Origin of the sequence: Paenibacillus sp. FSL W7-1332, assembly GCF_037969785.1 — a bacterium.
Taxonomy (GTDB): domain Bacteria; phylum Bacillota; class Bacilli; order Paenibacillales; family Paenibacillaceae; genus Paenibacillus_AQ.
The window spans coordinates 668,976-688,354 of record NZ_CP150209.1 but is presented as its reverse complement, the minus strand read 5'-3'; the positions used below and the strand labels follow the sequence as shown (position 1 = coordinate 688,354).

General features: G+C 51.1%; 16 protein-coding genes. 5 read left to right on the top strand and 11 right to left on the bottom strand.

From position 1 onward, the window contains the following. Positions 1–28: 28 nt before the first annotated feature. Positions 29–1,669 (bottom strand): cellulase family glycosylhydrolase, encoded by a 1,641-nt coding sequence (locus MKX98_RS02910; RefSeq protein ID WP_339221359.1) that lies wholly within the window; start codon positions 1,667–1,669, stop codon positions 29–31. Positions 1,670–1,895: 226 nt separating this feature from the next. Next, entirely contained in the window at positions 1,896–3,077 is a 1,182-nt protein-coding gene (locus tag MKX98_RS02905; RefSeq protein ID WP_339221357.1) for an acyltransferase, read from the bottom strand. Between the two features lie 170 nt (positions 3,078–3,247). Here MKX98_RS02905 and MKX98_RS02900 point away from each other — a divergent pair, with 170 nt between their 5' ends. The 5 genes from MKX98_RS02900 (at position 3,248) to MKX98_RS02880 (ending at position 7,163) form a co-directional block, all read left to right on the top strand. Then, positions 3,248–3,997 (top strand): amino acid ABC transporter ATP-binding protein, encoded by a 750-nt coding sequence (locus tag MKX98_RS02900; RefSeq protein WP_308116317.1) that lies wholly within the window; start codon positions 3,248–3,250, stop codon positions 3,995–3,997. A 97-nt stretch (positions 3,998–4,094) separates the two neighbouring features. Then, positions 4,095–4,904: a transporter substrate-binding domain-containing protein gene (locus MKX98_RS02895; RefSeq protein WP_194540669.1), complete on the top strand. Its 810-nt coding sequence runs from the start codon at positions 4,095–4,097 to the stop codon at positions 4,902–4,904. Between the two features lie 140 nt (positions 4,905–5,044). Next, a complete protein-coding gene (locus tag MKX98_RS02890) occupies positions 5,045–5,698 on the top strand; it encodes an amino acid ABC transporter permease (RefSeq protein WP_339224298.1) in 654 nt (217 codons plus the stop codon). A gap of 42 nt (positions 5,699–5,740) precedes the next feature. After that, the gene (locus MKX98_RS02885; protein ID WP_071222236.1) at positions 5,741–6,391 is read left to right on the top strand and encodes an amino acid ABC transporter permease; all 651 of its coding nucleotides are present in this window, start codon (positions 5,741–5,743) and stop codon (positions 6,389–6,391) included. A 337-nt stretch (positions 6,392–6,728) separates the two neighbouring features. Further along, positions 6,729–7,163, top strand: coding sequence for a DUF6376 family protein (locus MKX98_RS02880; protein ID WP_194540667.1), 435 nt, complete (start codon positions 6,729–6,731; stop codon positions 7,161–7,163). An 88-nt stretch (positions 7,164–7,251) separates the two neighbouring features. Here the strand turns inward: MKX98_RS02880 and MKX98_RS02875 are convergent, their stop codons facing one another. From MKX98_RS02875 to MKX98_RS02835, 9 genes are all read right to left on the bottom strand, one after another. Then, entirely contained in the window at positions 7,252–8,358 is a 1,107-nt protein-coding gene (locus tag MKX98_RS02875) for a hypothetical protein (RefSeq protein WP_339221352.1), read from the bottom strand. Between the two features lie 174 nt (positions 8,359–8,532). Next, positions 8,533–9,159, bottom strand: a complete 627-nt coding sequence (locus MKX98_RS02870) for a nitroreductase family protein (RefSeq protein WP_339221350.1) — start codon at positions 9,157–9,159, stop codon at positions 8,533–8,535. Positions 9,160–9,181: 22 nt separating this feature from the next. After that, positions 9,182–9,586, bottom strand: a complete 405-nt coding sequence (locus MKX98_RS02865) for a DoxX family protein (protein WP_113059259.1) — start codon at positions 9,584–9,586, stop codon at positions 9,182–9,184. A 295-nt stretch (positions 9,587–9,881) separates the two neighbouring features. Next, entirely contained in the window at positions 9,882–12,296 is a 2,415-nt protein-coding gene (locus MKX98_RS02860; protein ID WP_339221348.1) for a LamG-like jellyroll fold domain-containing protein, read from the bottom strand. Between the two features lie 275 nt (positions 12,297–12,571). Beyond that, a complete protein-coding gene (locus tag MKX98_RS02855) occupies positions 12,572–13,795 on the bottom strand; it encodes a glycosyl hydrolase family 8 (RefSeq protein ID WP_339221346.1) in 1,224 nt (407 codons plus the stop codon). Positions 13,796–14,143: 348 nt separating this feature from the next. Beyond that, on the bottom strand, positions 14,144–15,151 hold the full coding sequence (locus MKX98_RS02850) for a zinc-binding alcohol dehydrogenase (protein ID WP_339221344.1): 1,008 nt from the start codon (positions 15,149–15,151) through the stop codon (positions 14,144–14,146). Positions 15,152–15,174: 23 nt separating this feature from the next. After that, the gene (locus MKX98_RS02845; protein ID WP_339221342.1) at positions 15,175–17,415 is read right to left on the bottom strand and encodes an AraC family transcriptional regulator; all 2,241 of its coding nucleotides are present in this window, start codon (positions 17,413–17,415) and stop codon (positions 15,175–15,177) included. Between the two features lie 65 nt (positions 17,416–17,480). Further along, positions 17,481–18,362: a carbohydrate ABC transporter permease gene (locus MKX98_RS02840; RefSeq protein ID WP_304140721.1), complete on the bottom strand. Its 882-nt coding sequence runs from the start codon at positions 18,360–18,362 to the stop codon at positions 17,481–17,483. Next, positions 18,356–19,321, bottom strand: coding sequence for an ABC transporter permease subunit (locus tag MKX98_RS02835; protein ID WP_083397714.1), 966 nt, complete (start codon positions 19,319–19,321; stop codon positions 18,356–18,358). Before MKX98_RS02835 ends, MKX98_RS02840 begins: the two co-directional genes overlap by 7 nt. Positions 19,322–19,379: the final 58 nt, after the last annotated feature.

Below are 19,379 nucleotides of genomic sequence, written 5' to 3'. Positions count from 1 at the left end.
AGCGCCATCGCCCCTTCAACTTATAATTTTAACGCGCTTCGGTAAATTCCAGCCAATCCAGCTCGATTCGGCCCTTATTCACCATGAACACCAGATCCACAGGACCTTCCTCAATCGGCATAACCTCAACCACTCTATGGATTTGCCATTGTCCTTCGCCAGAATCAGACAAGGCGATAAGCTCAGGCTCCCGATCCCCGATCTGAAGCATGATATCCACCATACCCTCGGAAATCCGTCCCCGAATATCCAGATGAAAGATGTCTGCGGAAGCGCAATTCGCAGCATAAGCGAGCCAATCTCCCTCCCGGAGCTGCACGCATACCAGATTATCCTCTATCCACGGCTTGCCGCCTTCCGGAGCGTAGCTTGGTTTCTCTGCCTTGCCCGTCATCATTCGCATCGGAACGCCGTCAGAAATCCGGAAACCGATATCCTGGTTGGCCTTTGTCTCAACATGATACGAAACACCCTCGCCCCGATATCCGTAAAACTCCGCCGGAATCTGAATGGGCAGCCGGCGAAGCAACGACCGTGATATGTTCGGGTAAGCATCGCAAGCTGCCAGCGGAAGATGATCCAGGTATTCGCCCAGAATCGCTTCAGCTTCAGCTGAAGAGGGCCTCTCTCCGCCTTCCAGGTAACCCGTCAGCTTCTCCCAGCCTTTCGGCATGCGAATCGAGAAGGGTGAGTTTTGAGTGTTCATCTTCTTCCAGGTCCAGAAGTTCCAGGATATGTTATGGTCCTCAAACATTCGGAATGCGCCCGTATACCACTGCGGGTTATTCTCGCCGCCTTCACCCATGAAGATCGGCACATTCCATTCTTCGCGCAAATCCAGATACTTCTGAATGCTCTCCGTGTCGGGATTATTCCAGTATTTATGGAACTGAAGCATCAAATTATCGTCAAACTTGTCGTCAAAAATACTCCAATCCGTAGACCAGTGGACGCCTTCCAAAATGATCATATGGCGCTTGTCCACTTCGCGTATAGCCGCGGTGATTTCCTTATACAGCGGCATCACCCGGTCATTGTACTCGCTGAACCAGTCCGGCAGCGGTTCGTTAAGCAGGTCGTAACCGGCCACGATCCACTCGTCTTTATAGCGTTCCGCCAGCAAGCGCCATAGCGCCACCGTCCGCTCCGCGTTCCATCGGTCCGTGAACAGCTCCGGCAAATCCCGCTCGGAATCGTCGATATTGGCGCCGGTCTGTCCGCCTGGCGCGCCATGCAAATCCAGAATAACATACAGCGAATACGTCCTGCACCAATCGATCACCTGATCAATAAGCCTCAGATGACCTTCATGATATACAAAAGGCGGGTGCTGCCCTTCCTCCATAATGAACCTCGCATTGATCGGTACTCGAATGGAATTGAAGCCTTCTGAAGCCATCTGCCGGATATCGGCTTCCGTGATATAACGCTCGTAATAGGTCTCCCAGAACGCAGCCGCCTTCTCCTCACCGATCAGCTCCCTGACCATGCCTTCGATGCGCCGCGGACGGTCTCCCTGCTCCGGCATTTTCCACATGTATCCTTCCGGCAGCAGCCAGCTTCCAAGTCCGACTCCCTGCAGCAGAATTTCCTGACCCTCCCCATTGACTAAACGTTGGCCGTCCGCCTTAACGAAACCGTTTACTAAAGAATCTCTGGTATCCTTCATATTGGCACCCCTCCGGTTATCATGTCTGTAACGAATGTAATTGACCTGTGCTTAGCAACGACTTCCTTCCGCCAACAGACCGAACATCAAACAAAATATAACATGACGTCCCTAGTGATGAGCCTCATTGCCGAAAATCAGGGTATCATTCTGAAATATCGCCACCCGGGCAAAAGAAAAAGGCGCTCTCCTCTGTTCGAGGATTGCACCTTTCCACTTATCAAACTTACGAAGAAACCTCCGTAACCGGCTTGGCCGGAACAGGGTGACTTGGTGATCTTCCCTTCCGCAAGCCGCCCGGCAGTTTACCAAAGAAGATCCAGGTCCAGCTCCCGAGACGACTCATGCTGTACACCACCATATACGAGACCACAAGTGCACTGATAAGTCCGCCAGCATACCACGCCAGAAGCAGCCAGGAGTTCTCCGTCTGCGGAGGAAAGTCCCGGTAGAGGAGCAGAATCAGCGGATGCACCAGATACACACCGAAGGAATACACGCCGAGCCGCCTGAACCCGTTCAACCACCATGCCCTCTTATTTCCGAAATGGAGAGCAACCTGAAGCATGACCAGTGCGGTGGTCAACGTATGCACATTCCAGAAGGCATCGTAGAGCAGTGGATGATACTCCGTCCCCAGCAGCCGCTGATTGTATCGAAGGCCGATATGCACCAGCTCGGCGCCCAGCCATACTGCCCAGAGCACGATCCAGCCCAGCTTGCGCAGCGCCGGTCTTGCGGCAAACTTCGTTGAAGTTAGCCAATCCTTGACCCGGTCATAATAAATACCGATCCATGCCCCGAGAAAATAATACGACAGAAACGACAGCGACCAGCTGTTCCGGTTCGTTACGTCCCACCAGGCATCATTGCCGATATAGAACAACCACTGCAGTACAATGCCGACCAGCACGCAGACCGCCGCGAAGCCGCGGAATCGCTTCAGCAGCATCAGCACGAGCGGGAACAGCAGATAGAACTGGATGTTAATGAAGATGAAATATAAGTGCGTGTAAGATTTCCCCGTTGCCAGCTTGGGCCAGAAACTCTCCAGCATTGCCGCCAGATTCGGCTCGCCTCCGCGATGATACCAGGCCACCGTAAAAAATATCACCGAGAACAGCAGGTACGGCACTAGTATATACATCAGCCGGTTTTTGAAGAACCGCGCCAGGTCACGGCCTCTGAACGGACGGTGATAGTAGTTATAAAACAGCACGAAGCTGCTCAGAAATATGAAGGTCGTCGTTCCAACCTTCGAGAATATGTTCAAGAAGTTATACAAGCCAAAAAAATCGTCCCCGCGCATCTGAACTGTGGCGAACGACGTCGCATGCACCATCAGCACGCCCATCATCGCAAAGCCCCGAACCAGGTCGATTTCGGTTATTTTTGCACGTTTATCCATGTTGCCTCCTTCATATGAATACGCCCCCTATTATATCTCACTCCCCACCGCTTGGATACTAAATTTTCCTAAAAGTGGCATGGAACAAGCTCCCTTTGCCATACCAGTGTAAAAAGGGCCTGGCACCAAGACAGGACACAAGCTTACATGATGCAAGCGTCCAATTCGAAGTGAATAGGAGGGGATCTCTACTGATTGAATTTAGCCGCGTCAACAAATTTTTCGGAACCTTCCATGTTCTGAAAGAAATCGACCTGACCATTTCCCAGGGGGAAGTCGTTGTCATCGTTGGACCTTCCGGCTCAGGTAAAAGCACGCTGCTGCGGTGCATCAATCGGCTCGAAAGCATTACGGATGGCGAGCTTGTCGTGAATGGCGTCAAGCTGCATGACAAGAAGATCGACATTAATACGTTCAGGCGAAATATCGGGATGGTCTTCCAGCATTTCAACCTGTACCCGCACAAAAAGGTGATCGACAATATCATTCTCGCGCCCATGAAGGTGCTGGGGATGTCCAAAGCGGAGGCAACGGAAAAAGCAATGACGTATCTGCAGCGAGTCGGAATTGCGGACAAAGCGGACAGCTATCCCTCTCAGCTCTCAGGCGGCCAGCAGCAGCGGGTTGCGATTGCCCGCGGATTGACCATGAACCCGAAGATTATGCTGTTTGATGAACCGACGTCCGCACTCGACCCGGAGATGATCGGCGAAGTGCTGGATGTCATGCGTTCACTCGCCCACCAAGGCATGACCATGGCCGTGGTTACCCATGAGATGGGCTTCGCCCGCGAAGCCGCGGATCGAATCGTCTTTATGGACGAAGGCCGGATTATCGAGGATGCGCCCGCCTCCGATTTTTTCAATCAGCCGCGGGAAGAAAGAGCACGGGCGTTCCTGAGCCGCCTGCTGCATCACTAACCCGGACTTGGTGCGTAGGGGCGGAAAGAAATTGCCGCTTGGCTCTTTAGGAGCTTGCTTAGTAAGAGAAATCATATCTTTAAGGGGGATCTGGTGTATGAAGAAAAGATTGACGAGGACCTTCAAGTGGAGCGCGGCCCTGCTAGCTTTAGTCATCATGCTGGTCGCATCCGGATGCGGAGGTTCCGGGAATACGGACACCCTCGAGGCGATCAAGAAACGGGGCAAGCTTGTAGCCGGGGTGAAATATGATACGAAGCTGTTTGGGCTGCAGGACCCTGCCTCCGGCAATGTGGAGGGCTTTGATATCGACATCGCCAAAGCGCTGGCCAAAAAAATTCTCGGTGACGAGACCAAAGTCGAGCTGAAGGAGGTTACCTCCAAAACCCGGATCGACATGCTGAAGAACGGGGACATTGACATCATTATCGCCACGATGACTATAACGGAGGAGCGCAAGGAGCAGGTGGACTTCAGCGATGTGTATTTTGAAGCCGGCCAATCGCTGCTCGTGAAGAAGGGAAGCCCGATCACGGGTCTGGAAAGCCTGAACAAGGATACGAAGGTGCTTACCGTAAAGGGCTCTACCTCTGCGCAAAATATCCGCGAGAAAGCGCCCGACGCGGTCATTCTCGAATTCGAGAACTATCAGGACGCCTTCACCGCCCTCAAAGCGGGACAGGGCGATGCCCTGACCACCGACAATTCCATCCTCCTCGGCATGCAGCAGCAGGACCCGAGCTTTGAGCTGGTCGGCGGCAACTTTACGGATGAACCCTACGGCATGGCCATCAAAAAAGGGAATCCGGAGTTCGTGAAAACCGTCAACGAGCTGTTGAAGGAGCTGAAGGATAGCGGCGAATACGACAAACTGTATGAGCAATGGATGGGCGTAAAACCGGAATAACCGCAAGCATATAATGGTCGGCCGGGCTTAAGGTGTCATGGCTCCAATCAGGTTCCCCCCTATTATCGGGCGGAACAGCCTGGCTACTTTTGACCGGCTTAACGACCATCATCCCCCATTGGAGGTGAGGCATTTTGACCTTGTGGGATTTTAACATTCTGGTTCAGCATTGGGATCAATTCATGGCTGGCCTGGGCCAGACCATTCTCGCCAGCCTGCTTGGGCTGATCGGCAGCCTGGTGCTGGGCACCTTGATCGCCATCCTGCGGATTGCCCCATTCCGCATATTGAAAGCCATCGGCGCCACCTATGTTGAGTTTATCCGCAACATTCCGCTATTGGTGGTTGTCTTTTTCTTTTTCCTGGGCCTGCCCTCTCTCGGCATACCGGTTGACCCGTTTACTTCGGGTACGCTTGGGCTGATGGTGTATACGGCCGCCTTCATTGCCGAAGCCATTCGGGCGGGGATCCAGGCGGTACCCTCCGGACAGTCGGAGGCGGCTCGCTCCTCCGGGCTGAGTTATATCCAGAATATGCGCTACATCATTCTTCCGCAGGCGATCAAAATCGTACTGCCGGCGATCGGCAACCAATTGATCAATCTGGTCAAAAACTCCTCGGTCCTCGGCGTTATCGCCGGACTGGACCTGATGTATTATGCCGATCTGATTAACCTGAGCACCTTTAAAGGCATTCCCGTCTATACGTTTGTGGCCCTGTTCTACCTGCTCCTGACCATACCGCTCAGCCTGGCCGTCCATTACATGGAGCGCCGCTTTGCGAGAAGCAATTGACGTTAAACGCAAGTTTGCCTAATAAACAGGAGGTGGCATGAGATGGATTTTATCGGTGCGTACTCCTGGCCGAATCTGCGATATCTCCTTCAAGGCTTTTGGATCACGGTGCAGGTTGCCGGCTTATCCATTGTATTCAGCTTCATCATTGGAACCGTGCTCGGGACCGTGAGATATACGAAAACACCCTTCCTGTCGAGGACAACGGCCATATTCGTGGATATAATCCGCAATCTGCCGCTCTTGCTGATCATTTTCTTCATCGGCATGGTTCTGCCGCAGACCGGGATTCGAATCCCTACCTTCTGGGCGGCCGTCGTCGGCTTGAGCATCTTTGAAGGAGCCATGATCGCCGAAATTGTCCGCAGCGGCCTCGTATCGGTGGATAAAGGCCAGATTGAAGCGGCCCGGGCATCAGGTCTCTCTTATATGCAGACACTGCGGCACGTGATTCTCCCGCTGGCGCTGCGCCGAATGTCCCCGCCCATGGTGAGCCAGTTCATCTCGCTCATTAAAGACACATCGCTCGCCGTGATCATTTCACTGCCTGAGCTGATGCGCAATGTGCAGATTCTTAGTGGTTCCAGCTATGACTATGTTATACCCGCCCTTGTTTTTGCGTCCTTGCTGTACTTCACGCTGAATTATCTTCTGTCCGTCATCGCCAAACGACTGGAAGCAAGACAGATCTAATCTGGTCTGATGTTCCTGCTTCTATCCCGGACTACTGACCATCATCGTGAAAAATGCATCGACCCGCGATACGCGCGCCCAGGTTCAACCCTGCTCCGCAGCCATTTTGGCTTGCGGGGTATTTGCGCTTCCGGCAGAAACTAAGAATTTGATACTTAATTCTCCTCGGAGCCATCTAGCATAGAATTTTTTCCAAGTAACGCTGCAACAATGGCGAAATCCTCCTCGTCTAATACATAATCATCCAAAAAGGAGACTACGAAAAAAATACAACCATTCTCCTTGCCATACGTATACAACGTATAAGAACTGCGTTTAGACGACAGGAGGATGAGAAATGATCAAAAGATTAATGTTGATTTCACTTGTTCTGGGAGTTCTCTCCGGCTGTTCCTTGGTGGACAGCGTGAACAATTCCTTGGATTATACGAAGGAAGCCACCACTTTTATAAATGAAACAACCCAATTTGCCGAGTCCATTCCGGAGCTTGCCCAGCAGGCCGCCACGAATACAGATGCCAAGGAAACGCTGACCCAAGAGCTCGAGGCGATGAAAACCCGGATTTCGGAGTTTAATGGCATTGATGCCCCTGCCTTTGCGCAGTCCATCCATGAACAGCTGGTCGGTTTAAACGACACGCTGCTGACCGACATCAACGGCTACATGGATCAAATCCAGAACGGAGTGACCGACTTCCAGAATTCCAACATCGTTCAAACCATCACTAAAATTAACGAAACGATGGATATGCTCCAAAATCTTCAGCCGTAATTTGCCAAGGTCATGACGATAACATAGAAACCCTGCTCTGATGAGCGGGGCTTCTATGTTTACTAAGGTTTATGTATGTATTTATTCCTCATCTAAAAAATGATTCCAGATTGGCAGTAAGCGTCTGCTTTACCACATATCGAATTCCGTCTTCGCCAGGCGCCATAATCCAGTATGTCCCTTGGTATCCTGCTTCATCCTTCGGGTCCCAAGCCACAATGAATCGCCATGCGTCGCCAAAGCTTTTATTATATTCTTCTCTATAACTCCCAGCCAAATTCTCCTGCGGAACCGATTCGATTGAAATATGCTGCACGCTTTCAAAAGCTCTCATCCATTCCGTAAATTCCACCATGTCCCGGACGTACTGACCCGAAAAGTATCCCTCGTCTCCACCCGATATCGCATAAAAGGTTTCCGCATCCTCCGCCTGTGCTGCCTGATACAGCAAGGAAACGGTCTGTACCGGACTCCATACAGGCTGCTTCGCTTTTGCTGCCAGAAATGTCCTGTCTTCCGCCGTATGCTGGATCTCTATAGCGATAAGCTCTTCCATTGTCGCCTCTCTTCCAAGCTCATAGGCTCCGGGGTAGATCGTGGATTGCTCCACCACTTTAAGCCCATCCGGGAACGCCGTCACAAACCACAAGTTATGATCGCCCTGACTTAGCTCCTCCAGCACAACCTCGGCCTGGCTGCCGTACGTAAGTGATAGCAGCTGGCGACTTTCCCCATCCAGCCCCTCCTTATCAAAAAGCTTGAATCGTTCCGGTCTCACCTCACGTTTGCCGGCCTCTTCGAACAGCACCTTCAGCATGGCGGGGGACATACGGACGCTCGCAATGTCAGCATGACGGAAATACGATGCAGAATCGTTAGCCTGAAGCGCCTCATACATGTTGAGAACCGCTTGAATCGGATCATGGTTGGACTCCCCCGCTGGCGGCTCTACTTCTTGCTTAACCTGGTGATGGCTTTGCTCTTCCGAATGGAATGCCGTACGCAAACTCTCCCTAGTTGGCGGCTGCATTTCCGATGCATTCCCGGCTTCTCCTGCGCTCAGCTTGGCGGCGGTTTGCTGTACGGATACGGATTCCGGTACCTCCTTCGTGCATGCCACCATTAACATCATCGTCATGACAGCCATAATTAGGATCTGTCCGGATCGCAGATACGGCCTCTTCCTCGTCTTCACTTCATTCACCTCCATATATAACGAATACAATCGTATTTAGGATTGGCGCTGCACCGATCTCTTTATAATCATCATCGTCATAACAGAGGGGAATGTTTATCATTGTAGATGAAAAAAAGCTCCCGCCAGATCTAAAGACCTGCAGTGGGAGCTCCTTCTCATATTATGCATCATTTAAAATTGATTATAGCTTACAAATTCCAATACAGGCTTGCGATAGCCCCGGGGACGTGGCTTTCTTGCATCCTCCTTGCCAATCGCGATCAGCATGGCAGGCACATAAGAATCCGGAATGTTCAGTTCCTTCTGCAGAATCTCGGGATCAAAACCGATCATCGGGCAGGTATCCCACCCCTTGTCTTTAGCCACCATCATCATTAACATCGCGGATAGGCTGGCATTGCGGATGGCTTCATCCCTCATGAAGGATTCTCCGCCCGCTTCATAAAAGTTCGTGACGGATTCAACCGTCATGTCATATTCGAGCTTGTCGATCACGCCCAAATTCAGGAAACCCTCATTCATTCTCCCGATTTCCCGGTAGGCCTGCCGGTTCCCCAGCACAACGATGACGGCCGACGCGGTGAGTATCTTATGCTGCTTGTGGGCGGCTTCGTAAACCTTGTGCTTGACATCGGGATCCTTAACTACAACATAGTGTGTATGCTGCAAATTAAAAGCCGAAGGCGCATATTTAACTTCATTAAATATATCATTCAAATCCTGATCCGGAATTTCGATCCCTTCCATAAACCGATTGGCCGATCTCCGGCTCTTAATTAATGTTGTCAGATCACTCATATCCGCACGCCTCCATCATCGATTAGTTAAAGATTACCGCATCCAGTGAATATGCACCCGCACCCGTGAATACCAGTGCAACTGCGACTGCGATCAACAGCAGATTATACTCGTACCCATTCGCTGTAGACCAATACCCGTTTCGGCCATGCACCTTCACGATTGCGCCCAGCATCGTCAGCGTGATGAGCGCTGCACCGAGCACCGTGAGAAATCCAGCCGCGAACAACAGCCCGCCAACCAGCTCCATCAGTCCTGACAACACCGCAATTGTGACACCAGGCTTAATGCCAACCGATTCCATCCAGCCGCCGGTCCCTTTGGGGCCGTAACCGCCAAACCATCCAAACAGCTTCTGCGCGCCGTGCGCCATGAACGACAAACCAACCACCAAACGAAGTAACAACAATCCAATATCTATAGCCATTTTAATCGCCTCCATTTTATTTTTCATTTTCATAATTTATAGAAATCCATCGACACCGTTCACCGATATCTTGATTTAAAGATATATACATATAGAATGATTAACCAGCTTCATCTTCGCTAACGTTTAAACACTTTAAACTTACCCCTTTCAATCAACTAACTTTTATATAGTCACTTAACTTAATATTAAGATATATGAAATACATCCTCCTGTCAACCGTTTATTTAAACGCCAATACAAAAAGCGTGCAGACGGTAGTCTGCACGCATAACTCATGATTCATCGTGTAAAGTCATTCCGCCAGCTTCTTGATTTCGCTGTCGGTTAGCGCCACGTTGTAAATCCGCACCTCATCCAAGCTCCCGTTAAAATAAGGGTCGGCCGCAAAACGGCTTTTACCTAAATAAGCTTCCGATGCCAGCAGTTCATTCGGATTCAGCTTCATATGATCACCGGATGCTACGGCTTGACCGTTCACGTACAGCTTACCGGCATCCCCTTGCAGCGTGACCGCAACGTGCGTCCATTCATTGCTCGGCAGTGGTGCCTTTGACAGGAGGCTCTGATCTCCCATGCTGCCATGAAGCGTGAATTGAAGAACGCCCGAATGCTGGGATGGTGTCAGAAACATATGCCTGGCAAGTCCGTTCCCTACGTCCAACACTCTCTGCCACGGTGCTCCACCCTTCCAATACACCCAAGCAGCAAAGGTAAAGTCCTCTGTATCCGCAACCCGATTCGGCAGTTCAATATAGCCGTCCGAGCCGCCAAAGTCCATTCCGCCTCCCTGCCGGCTCTTCTCATTCCACTGGACTCCTCCAAGGACCTTGCCATGAAATCCATTATCCGAGTTGTCTAATACCGAGCCGCCCTCATTCTCACTGAATGGATAATTCAGCAGCAGCGGCCCTGCTGACTGCTGCAACACGGTCACGTCAAAGGTCTTGGAAGTCTTCGCTTTGCCTTTCGTAATCTGAGCGGTCAGCGTAACCTTCGCGTCCCCGGCCCCGGCAGCAGGACGATGGACCTTCCCTTCCGCTGATACGACCTGGGAATGAGAGGAACTCCAGCGAATAACCGCACCGCCGGAACCCTCTGACGGCAGATCAAGATCGTAGAAAACCCCGCTCACATCCCCGAGAGACAGGTCCTTCTGCACGGCATCCACGAGTTCCTTGTCGCTTCGATCAAGCTGACGTGCGCCCCACACAGCTGTGCCATCGGCCGAGAGAGCCGTAAAGGTCATCGCCTGCCGCTTCCCTTCCGGGTCCCACTGCAGAGTCAGTACGCCTTTATAACTCTTTCCATCCAGAGTAAGCAGCACATCCCGCTTGCCGCTGATCTTCCATGTCCCGGATGCTCCGCCCGTCACTTCACCGTTCTTATGAAGCTCAATCGGCATCGATTCTTTAATAACGGACGAAATATCTTTCCCATGTTGAATCAGCTTGTAGTCTCCGGCTGCATCATTCGGCGTAATTTTCTTGGCTTCTTTGGCTTCCTCACCCGCATAGCGGTATGGAGCCGCTACCGGCCAGCCGTCCTGGTTCATATACAATTCATGCACCCGGATTTCATGCTCTTCTCCCCGCTGCGGAAAGCGGCTGTGAAAGATTAGGAATGTTCTTCCGCTCTGTTCATCATAATAGACGGAGTTATGGCCCGGCGATACAGCCCCGGTGCCGATCCCCGTTCCCGGATCGCCGATCAAGCGCTTGAACAAGTAGTTGCCCATCAGTTTCACGCCATACGGCTCAATCGATCGGTCATCAAAAATCGGAAGGGAAGGATCGGCCTTCACCTCTCTCATATCGTTGCCCTCCGCATCGTAAAAAGGACCATCCGGATTTTTGGAGCGGACGACCCGCATATTGTAGCCGCCAACCGCATCCAATCCCCCGTAGGACAAATACAGGTAGTAATAGTCCGTGGTCGGGTTGTAGAGCATGTACGGCCCTTCAATCCGGCTGTGGTTGCCGCCGAGCAGCTTCTTGCCGTATCCCTGTCCAGGCAGCGGTTTTCCGGTCTTAGGATCCAGCTCCATTATAAAAATCCCGCCGGAATAGGAGCCGTATACCATCCACAGCTTGCCGTTCTTATCAAAGAACACATCCGGATCCACCACATTCGGGTGCTTCGTTGCATCATAGACGGTTCCATCCTCACTGATCTCGTCCCACATGCCGGATTTCAGAATAATGCCGGTGTCCTTATACGGGCCTTCGATCTGATCGGCTACAGCGATGCCCATAGCCGAGCGGGGGGAATCCCCTTTGCAAGCATTGTAGTACATATAGAATTTGCCGTCGGCAAGCTGAATCACATCCGCTGCCCACAAGGTATCGCTCTGTGCCCATTCCAGCGTTTCTTTCAATTCCTCCGTCACGTTCGGAATCAGCGGGTTGCCATTCGAGACACCCGACGCCACCATGTTCCAGCTCATCAAATCCTTCGATTTGGCGGCGGCCAGATGAGAACCGAACACATAGTATATATCCCCTGTCTTGATGACGGACGGATCATGGACGGATGCCTCTCGGAATATAGGCGCTTTCTCTCCCTTCTTCACCTGCGTCTCCTGCGCCTCCTGCGCGTATACCTCAGGACCGCTCACTGCAGGTCCTTGGCCTGAAGCGCCTAAACCTCCCACCATTAAAACTGCGGCTATCCCTGCCGCAGCCGTCTTACTCAGCATGCTCTTGTGCATATGATTCTCCCTTCGTCCCCGTTTTTTGTAAACCCTTACATAAATGAAAAACCAAGATGTTTAGTTTCGTAAATTCGTCGCTGTTTAATTTAGATTAATATAAAATGTTTTATATTTGATAAGATATTAACACTGCTCGGCATGAAATATCAATGCAAATTCTTATTATTTATGGCTACAAATCAATTATTGGTAGGAAAGACCTAACAAAACCCTGATCCAATGCGGATCAGGGTTTTGTTTTATGTTTATATAAAATTAAAGGGCGTTATGCGTTAATATGTCCACCAGTTACCCGACATGACGATCATCGAGAACAGCTTGATGCTTTCCTCATAATATCCCTCGGCGGATGCATTCGCCGTGTAACTCCATACCGAATTCAGCCAGCTCTGGTGGCTGGACGAAGTCATCGCACTTACGCCAAAAGGAGCATAGAACGCCCCACTATTATAAGTCACCAGTGCACTGCCGTTCAGGTTATACCCTGCCTTGATGTTGGCAGGACTGCTGCTTGTGGCTGATTTAATGAACGTGTTCATCTTGTTCAATTGATTCAGCGCGCGCGTATCGCCGGTCATCAGATAGTCGGTCGTAATCCGCCAAGGGGTCCGGGACGAATTATAATAATACTTCCCGTCATTTGCCCCCTCCAGGAATCCCGCTTCTGCAGGCTGATAATTGCTGCCCGACATGACTACGAAATCCGGAAGCAAGCCGGTATTGGAGCTGTAGCCGTTATAGATGGAGTTGATGATGGTATAGGTTTTATTAATGACGTTATCCCAGCGGGCATCGCCGGTAGCCGCACGGAATGCCTTCATATGGTTCAGCATGAAATCCGATGGCCGCGTAGCGGTGTCGAAGATGCCGCTTGTTGCCCAATCGCCTAAGCGCAGCGTCCACTGCGACTGATTAACGTCATTGCTCATGATGGCATTGATCATATCCTTTGCTGCCTGCAGGTAATTGATCGCCCCGCTGCTTCCCCACTGCTTGTCCGCAAGCAGGAGTGCGTAGGCAATGTCCATATCGCCGTCCGTTGCCGAATTGGCTCCCCCTATATTCTGAAAGCTGCTGTTCTGCTTCCAAGCCATCAGATACGGATTGTTATTACTCGGATGCGCTTTATAATAGCGATAAAGTCCGTCGAAATACGACTGGGCATTACTATCGTATCCCGCCATCAGAACGGTGAAGAGCATCCCGTAGCCATGAGCCTCGGACACCGTCTCGCCCGCCGAATTGTATTTTACGTAATATTGCCCTGTCGCTGCAGGCTTCAGGAAAGACCCTTTCCAGCTGTTCCATTTGCTCTTGACCGCATTGTCCATCGCTGACTGCGTCACATTGTTCGGTTTAATCGAACCGCTCGTATACGACGTATGCTGGGGAAACGGCTTGTTGGCCGCCAGAGACAATCCGGCTGGCAAGATCAGTAGAACAGCGCAGAACAACACAGCAGACTTACGGATGATCGAATTTCGGAATACTTTCATCACGCTTCGCTCCTTTAGTTTTTCGAATTGGAAAGCCATTACCACTACAGCCTGGTAAACCAGTTTCGAATCAACCACCACCCTTCCAATAATCGATGGAAACGAGGAACGCTGCTTATATGTATTAATACCAAGAAAATTAGATATGTAACTGCCTCCATATAACAAAAGATATTATTCATATCTACTACTAGTATAATAGAATTGTATATTATTGTAAATTAATAGTTTGACGGAATTGATTCCGACGCAAGCAAAAAGCCGCCTTTCTGCAGCGCCATCACTGCTCGGAAAGACAGCTATCATGTTTCCTCTTCCATTCCTGTGCCGGAATCCCATTCCCGGAACTCAAGCGTTGTCCGCGTAGTTAAATATCGTCCCCAGCGTCGTTGATCCAGGGCCATACCGCTCATAAGCCTTGTCCGCTTCATCCACGGGGACCACATGCGAGATCAGCGGTTTAACCGATATTCTCCCTTCCGCCAACAGACGAATATACTCGGCGATGTTGCGGCCTTCCGTCCAGCGCACAAAGCCGATCGGGTAATCCGTATTGTTGAGTTCATAGCTTGCGTCGTAACGGCCCGGACCGCCTGCTCGAGATATGAGCACCTGCGCCTCCTTGCCAAACATCCGGTCCCGGGCGTAAGTCATGGACAAATCGCCGACAATGACGATTTTTCCCTTATCCCGAATCCATGACATCGAAGAGTTGATGAGTTCCTCCCCAGGACCGCTTGCGCACAGAATAATGCTGTCGGCTCCATATCCGCCCGTCATAACCTGAATCTGCTCCTCAAGCTGCTCCCGATTATCATAGGCATAAGGAATATGCCGCTTCATCCCCTGCACCCGCTCCGGGTTCAGGTCAAATCCTGCAACCGGGCAAGCCGCCGCGTGCGCGACCTGGGCAATGATCTGCCCCAGGATGCCAAGTCCGACCACCACGACCGATTCGCCAAAGCGCAGATCCGCCACCCGCAGGGCATGGATCGCAATCGCTCCCAGTCCCGCAAAAGCCGCTTCCTGCGGATCTACGCCATCCGGAACCATCGCTGTTAGGTTGGAAGGCACTGTAAGCCACTGGGCATGGCGTACGTAAGGAGCCCCATAACAGGCCACCCGTTGACCAACGGTTAGCCCCTGCACGCCTTCCCCCATGTCTTCGACAATTCCAACAGCGCTGTAACCCATAATGACCTTCTGATCCGATGCTCTTCGTATAAAAATCATCTCCGTGCCCGGGCTGACCGCCGAGTATTCGGTACGAATCCGCACATGGCCTGCCGGCAATTCAGCCGGCTTCTCGATTTGATCAACGATCACTTTTCCATGAATCGTGGCAACTGCCTTCAATATGAACCCTCCTGCTCCACCTCTTATTTTCCTGATGCTTTCCGATATTCGCTGGGCGATACGCCGCTATACTTCTTAAACGTCGTCGTAAATGTGGAAGAGTTCGAATACCCCGTCTTCTCTCCGATTTCGGCAATGCTGAGATCCGTGTTCCGGAGATATTCACGTGCGTGCGATAGTCGGACCTTGTTCAAATACTCCACATAATTGACGCCGAATGTCTTCTTGAAATAATTCGAGAAATATTTCGAGCTGGTATCCAGCACTTCAGCCATATGGTCCAAATACAGATTCTCCATATAATGAAGTTCGATATATTGGGAGATGAAGGCGGGATTCAGCTTGCTCCGCGGATCATGGTTCCGCGTATTGGCCACCACGCGCATCACTTCCATCAGCGCCTTCTGAATCTCTTCATAGGTGTAGGCTTGATCGACCTTGCGGATGAAATCACTCTCCAGCCGAAACAGCTCATTGCGATCAACGGACGGCGAGTCCGCCTGCTTCATGACGAGAAAGAACATACTCTTCGCAATGTGCACCAGCTGATGATGATGGATGTGAAGATCGGCATTCTGCTGAACAATGTCACTCACGATCTGGAGTCCTTCGTCCACCTTGCCGCTCAGCATGCAGTTGCTCAGCTTCTCAATCTGCTGAAGCGGATAATAAATATCCGGGACGTAGCGGATTTGCTCCGTGTCGACCATATCCGTGTCTGCCTTCACATTCCGGTATAACCGGCCATCCTTAATATTCCGGTATGCCTCGCAGCAGTTGCTGATCTTGGACTCATATGTCCGGCTAACGCAGCCCCATACCCTGAACATATCCGTATACTCCTGGTTGCACAGACGGATATAGTCTTCGAATTTCCGTACCAGTTGCTTGCGGTCCGACGGCTGATCCAAACCGATAAGCGCAAGGAATCTCAGTTCTTCCACATGATAAACCACCACATGTTCATAGCGTTCCTGCAGGCTGCTTCGAATCTGGGCCGTCAACTCCTCCAGGACAAAGTCCGTCTGGGCCGCTCCCTTGCCGGCAGGCTGCAAATACACGGCCGCCATCATGAAATGCCGGCACTGGAAAAAATGCGTGTAATGCTTCTGCATCTGCATTTCCTGCTCGCGCGAATGGTGATGGCCATCCAGCGTTTGCAGAAACACGCCGCGGCGAATATCCTCATCCACCAGGTCCATCTGCTTCTTCAGGGATTCATTCTCCCGCTGGACCTTGATGATGCCGCTCTGGATTTTTACAAAATCATTCCCTTTCAGAGAACTGCCTCCGAGCAGCTGCACAATGTTCTTCACCGGCCGGTACAGATAGATGCTGAGCAGCACCGACAAGATGACGTTTAACGCAATCGCGCCGTACATAATCCAGGTATTGGCATTCGTGACGGAATCGATATTTTGAAACTTATACGGCAATTTATTGATATATATAAAACCGTTATAGTCCGATTTGTAGAAATTGTACTCAAAATCGTCGTGCGTGAGGGAGGCTTCCTGCGACGGGTTAAAGTATACGTCGTTCAGAATGCCTACCAAATCCAGATCCTTCTCGGTGCTCAAGATGACATTCCGGTTCGCATCCAGCACGATGAGCGAGGCGCCGGGAATCATCGAGTTCAAATCGATCCCTTTCAGCAGCCGGTTCACGTTGATCAGGACCATGAGGTTTTTGTTCGACATCCTGACCTTGTTGCCGTCCACGGCTATCATCAAATTACGGCCATATCCGCTGCTCTGATCCGCATAAACCTCTGCCGGAAAGATGGTAAGCTCGTGCTCCGATCGGGTAAACGTCTTCCAGAACATCGAGTTGAACTTCTGGGACTTGTACCGCCTGTCAAACAAGGCGTCGAGGTTGCTGGTTCCGCGCGTCGTAATGGCCAAATCATGATTGTCGAACGAGATGACCACATCCTCCACGATGTCCACGTTGGACACAATGCTGGAGACGCTGTCCTGCAAGGAGATGACTTTCTCCATGTCCAGCATGCCGTTCTCCATCAGCATCCGATCTGAAGGAAGCGCATGGATATTAAAAATCAGGTTGTTTACGGAGGAGAAACTGGTATCAAACGACTGAATGATATTTCTGATCACCATCCGGTTGTTCTCGCTCACCTTGTCGTAAATTCCGGTAATGGAATTCTTGTACACAATGTAATTGAATATGAACATGATGCCGACGACCAGTTGCAGAGCGAAGAAAATCTGGAGCAAACCTCTGTTGGCGATCAATCGATTCATACGGATTCACCTCTCTTGGATGTCATCCCTTCATATTCAACATGAAAGCCCTCGTCACCTCCCCGTTATCCCTTCTCGGAACCTAGCATGACCCCTTTGGCAAAATACTTCTGGGCAAACGGATAGATCAGCAGCACCGGAATCATCGACAGCACGATGGTTGCATTCTTCATGGCTTGCGGAGCAAGCGCCGACGCATCCACCAGACTCGGGTTGCTGCCGTTCTCGCTGAAAATCAGCATATCCCTAAGCACGACCTGGAGCGGATACATATTCGCGTCATTCAGATAAATCAGCGGGATAAAGAAGCTGTTCCAATGGCCCATGAAATAAAACAATCCGATCGAGGCCAGCGCCGGTTTGGACAGCGGAAGCACAATCTGGAACAGGATGCGGTACTCGGAAGCGCCGTCGACGACGGCTGCCTCGCGCAGGGATTCCGACATGTTCTCGTAGAAGCTTTTGAGGATTAACAGCTCAAAGGTCCAGATCGCATTCGGAAGCACGAGTGCCCATACGCTGTCCAGCAGGCCAAGCTCGGATACGATCAGGTAGTTCGGAATGATCCCCGGATTCAGGAACATGGTCATGATGATCGCCAGCAGGAAAAACTTGCGCCCGAAGAAATTTTTGCGAGCGAGCGGATAAGCCGCTACCGCCGTAAGCAGCAGGTTAATGGCCGTACCGAGCGCGGTATAAAAAATCGTGTTCAGATAGGCGCGCGGCACCCGGTCGTCGTTCAGCACCTGGGAATAGGCGTCGAGATTAAAACCCTTGGGAAACAAGGTGATATTTCCTTGCACCACTTCAGAGGTCGCACTGAGGGAAACGGCGGTGATATAGACGACGGGGTACACGGTAATAATGGCAAGGCATGTCAGAATCAGCGTGTTGATAATGCCGAATAACGAGATGTTTCGAAGGCTGAATCGTTTGTTGTTTACCATAGTCCGCTACCTCCCAGTCGCTTGCTGAAGTAGTTGGAGGACAGCAGCAATATCATGGCGACAACGGCTTCGAACAAGCCCACGGCCGCGCCATAGCTATAGTTGCTCTCCAGAAGGCCTTTCCGGTAGACATAAGTCGAGAATACGTCCGCTACCTCGTAGGTCATCGGATTATAAAGCAGCAGTACCTTCTCGTATCCGATCCGGAGCATCGATCCCGTCTTCAAGACAAACATGATAATAATCGTTGGAAGAATGGCGGGAATCGTAATTCTGAAGATCATGTGGCGTCTTTTGGCACCATCCACCTTGGCCGCTTCGTAGAGCGACGGGCTGATCCCTGCGATAGCAGCCATATAGATAATGGCCTCATAACCGACGGTTGCCCATATATCCGAGGAAACATAGATGGTTCTAAACCAGCTCGGTTCTATGAGAAAGTATGTCTTCTCAAAGCCTAGCGCGGCGATAAGCTGGTTAATGATCCCCTGATTGGGCGACAGGAAGTCGATGATCATGCTGCTGATAATGACGACCGACAGGAACGAAGGCAGATAGCTGAGTGTTTGAACCGACTTTTTGAACCATTTCACTCTGACCTCGTTCAAGAGAATCGCCAGAATGATGGGAAAAGGAAAACCAAAAATGAGATTATACACGCCGAGAAGCAGCGTATTCTTGAACAACAGCCAGAAATCTGGACTGTTAAAAAATTTCTCGAAATGCTTGAGCCCCACCCAGTCGCTCTCCAGGATGCCGGTGAATACGCTGTAGTCCTTGAAGGCAATGATTAAGCCGTACAGGGGCCCGTATCGGAAAATAATATAAAACAACAGGCACGGGATAAACAAAATCAACAGCTGTCTGTCCCGCTTCATATGCTGAAAGGCCGAAACCATTCTTCTTCCAAGCCCGCCGCGGGGATTGGCGAGATTCGTCTCTGTCCCTGCACTTGACATGGTGTCCCCTCCTTAAGATGATGAGCAGCACCCGAGCGTGGTACCCGGATGCCGCCAT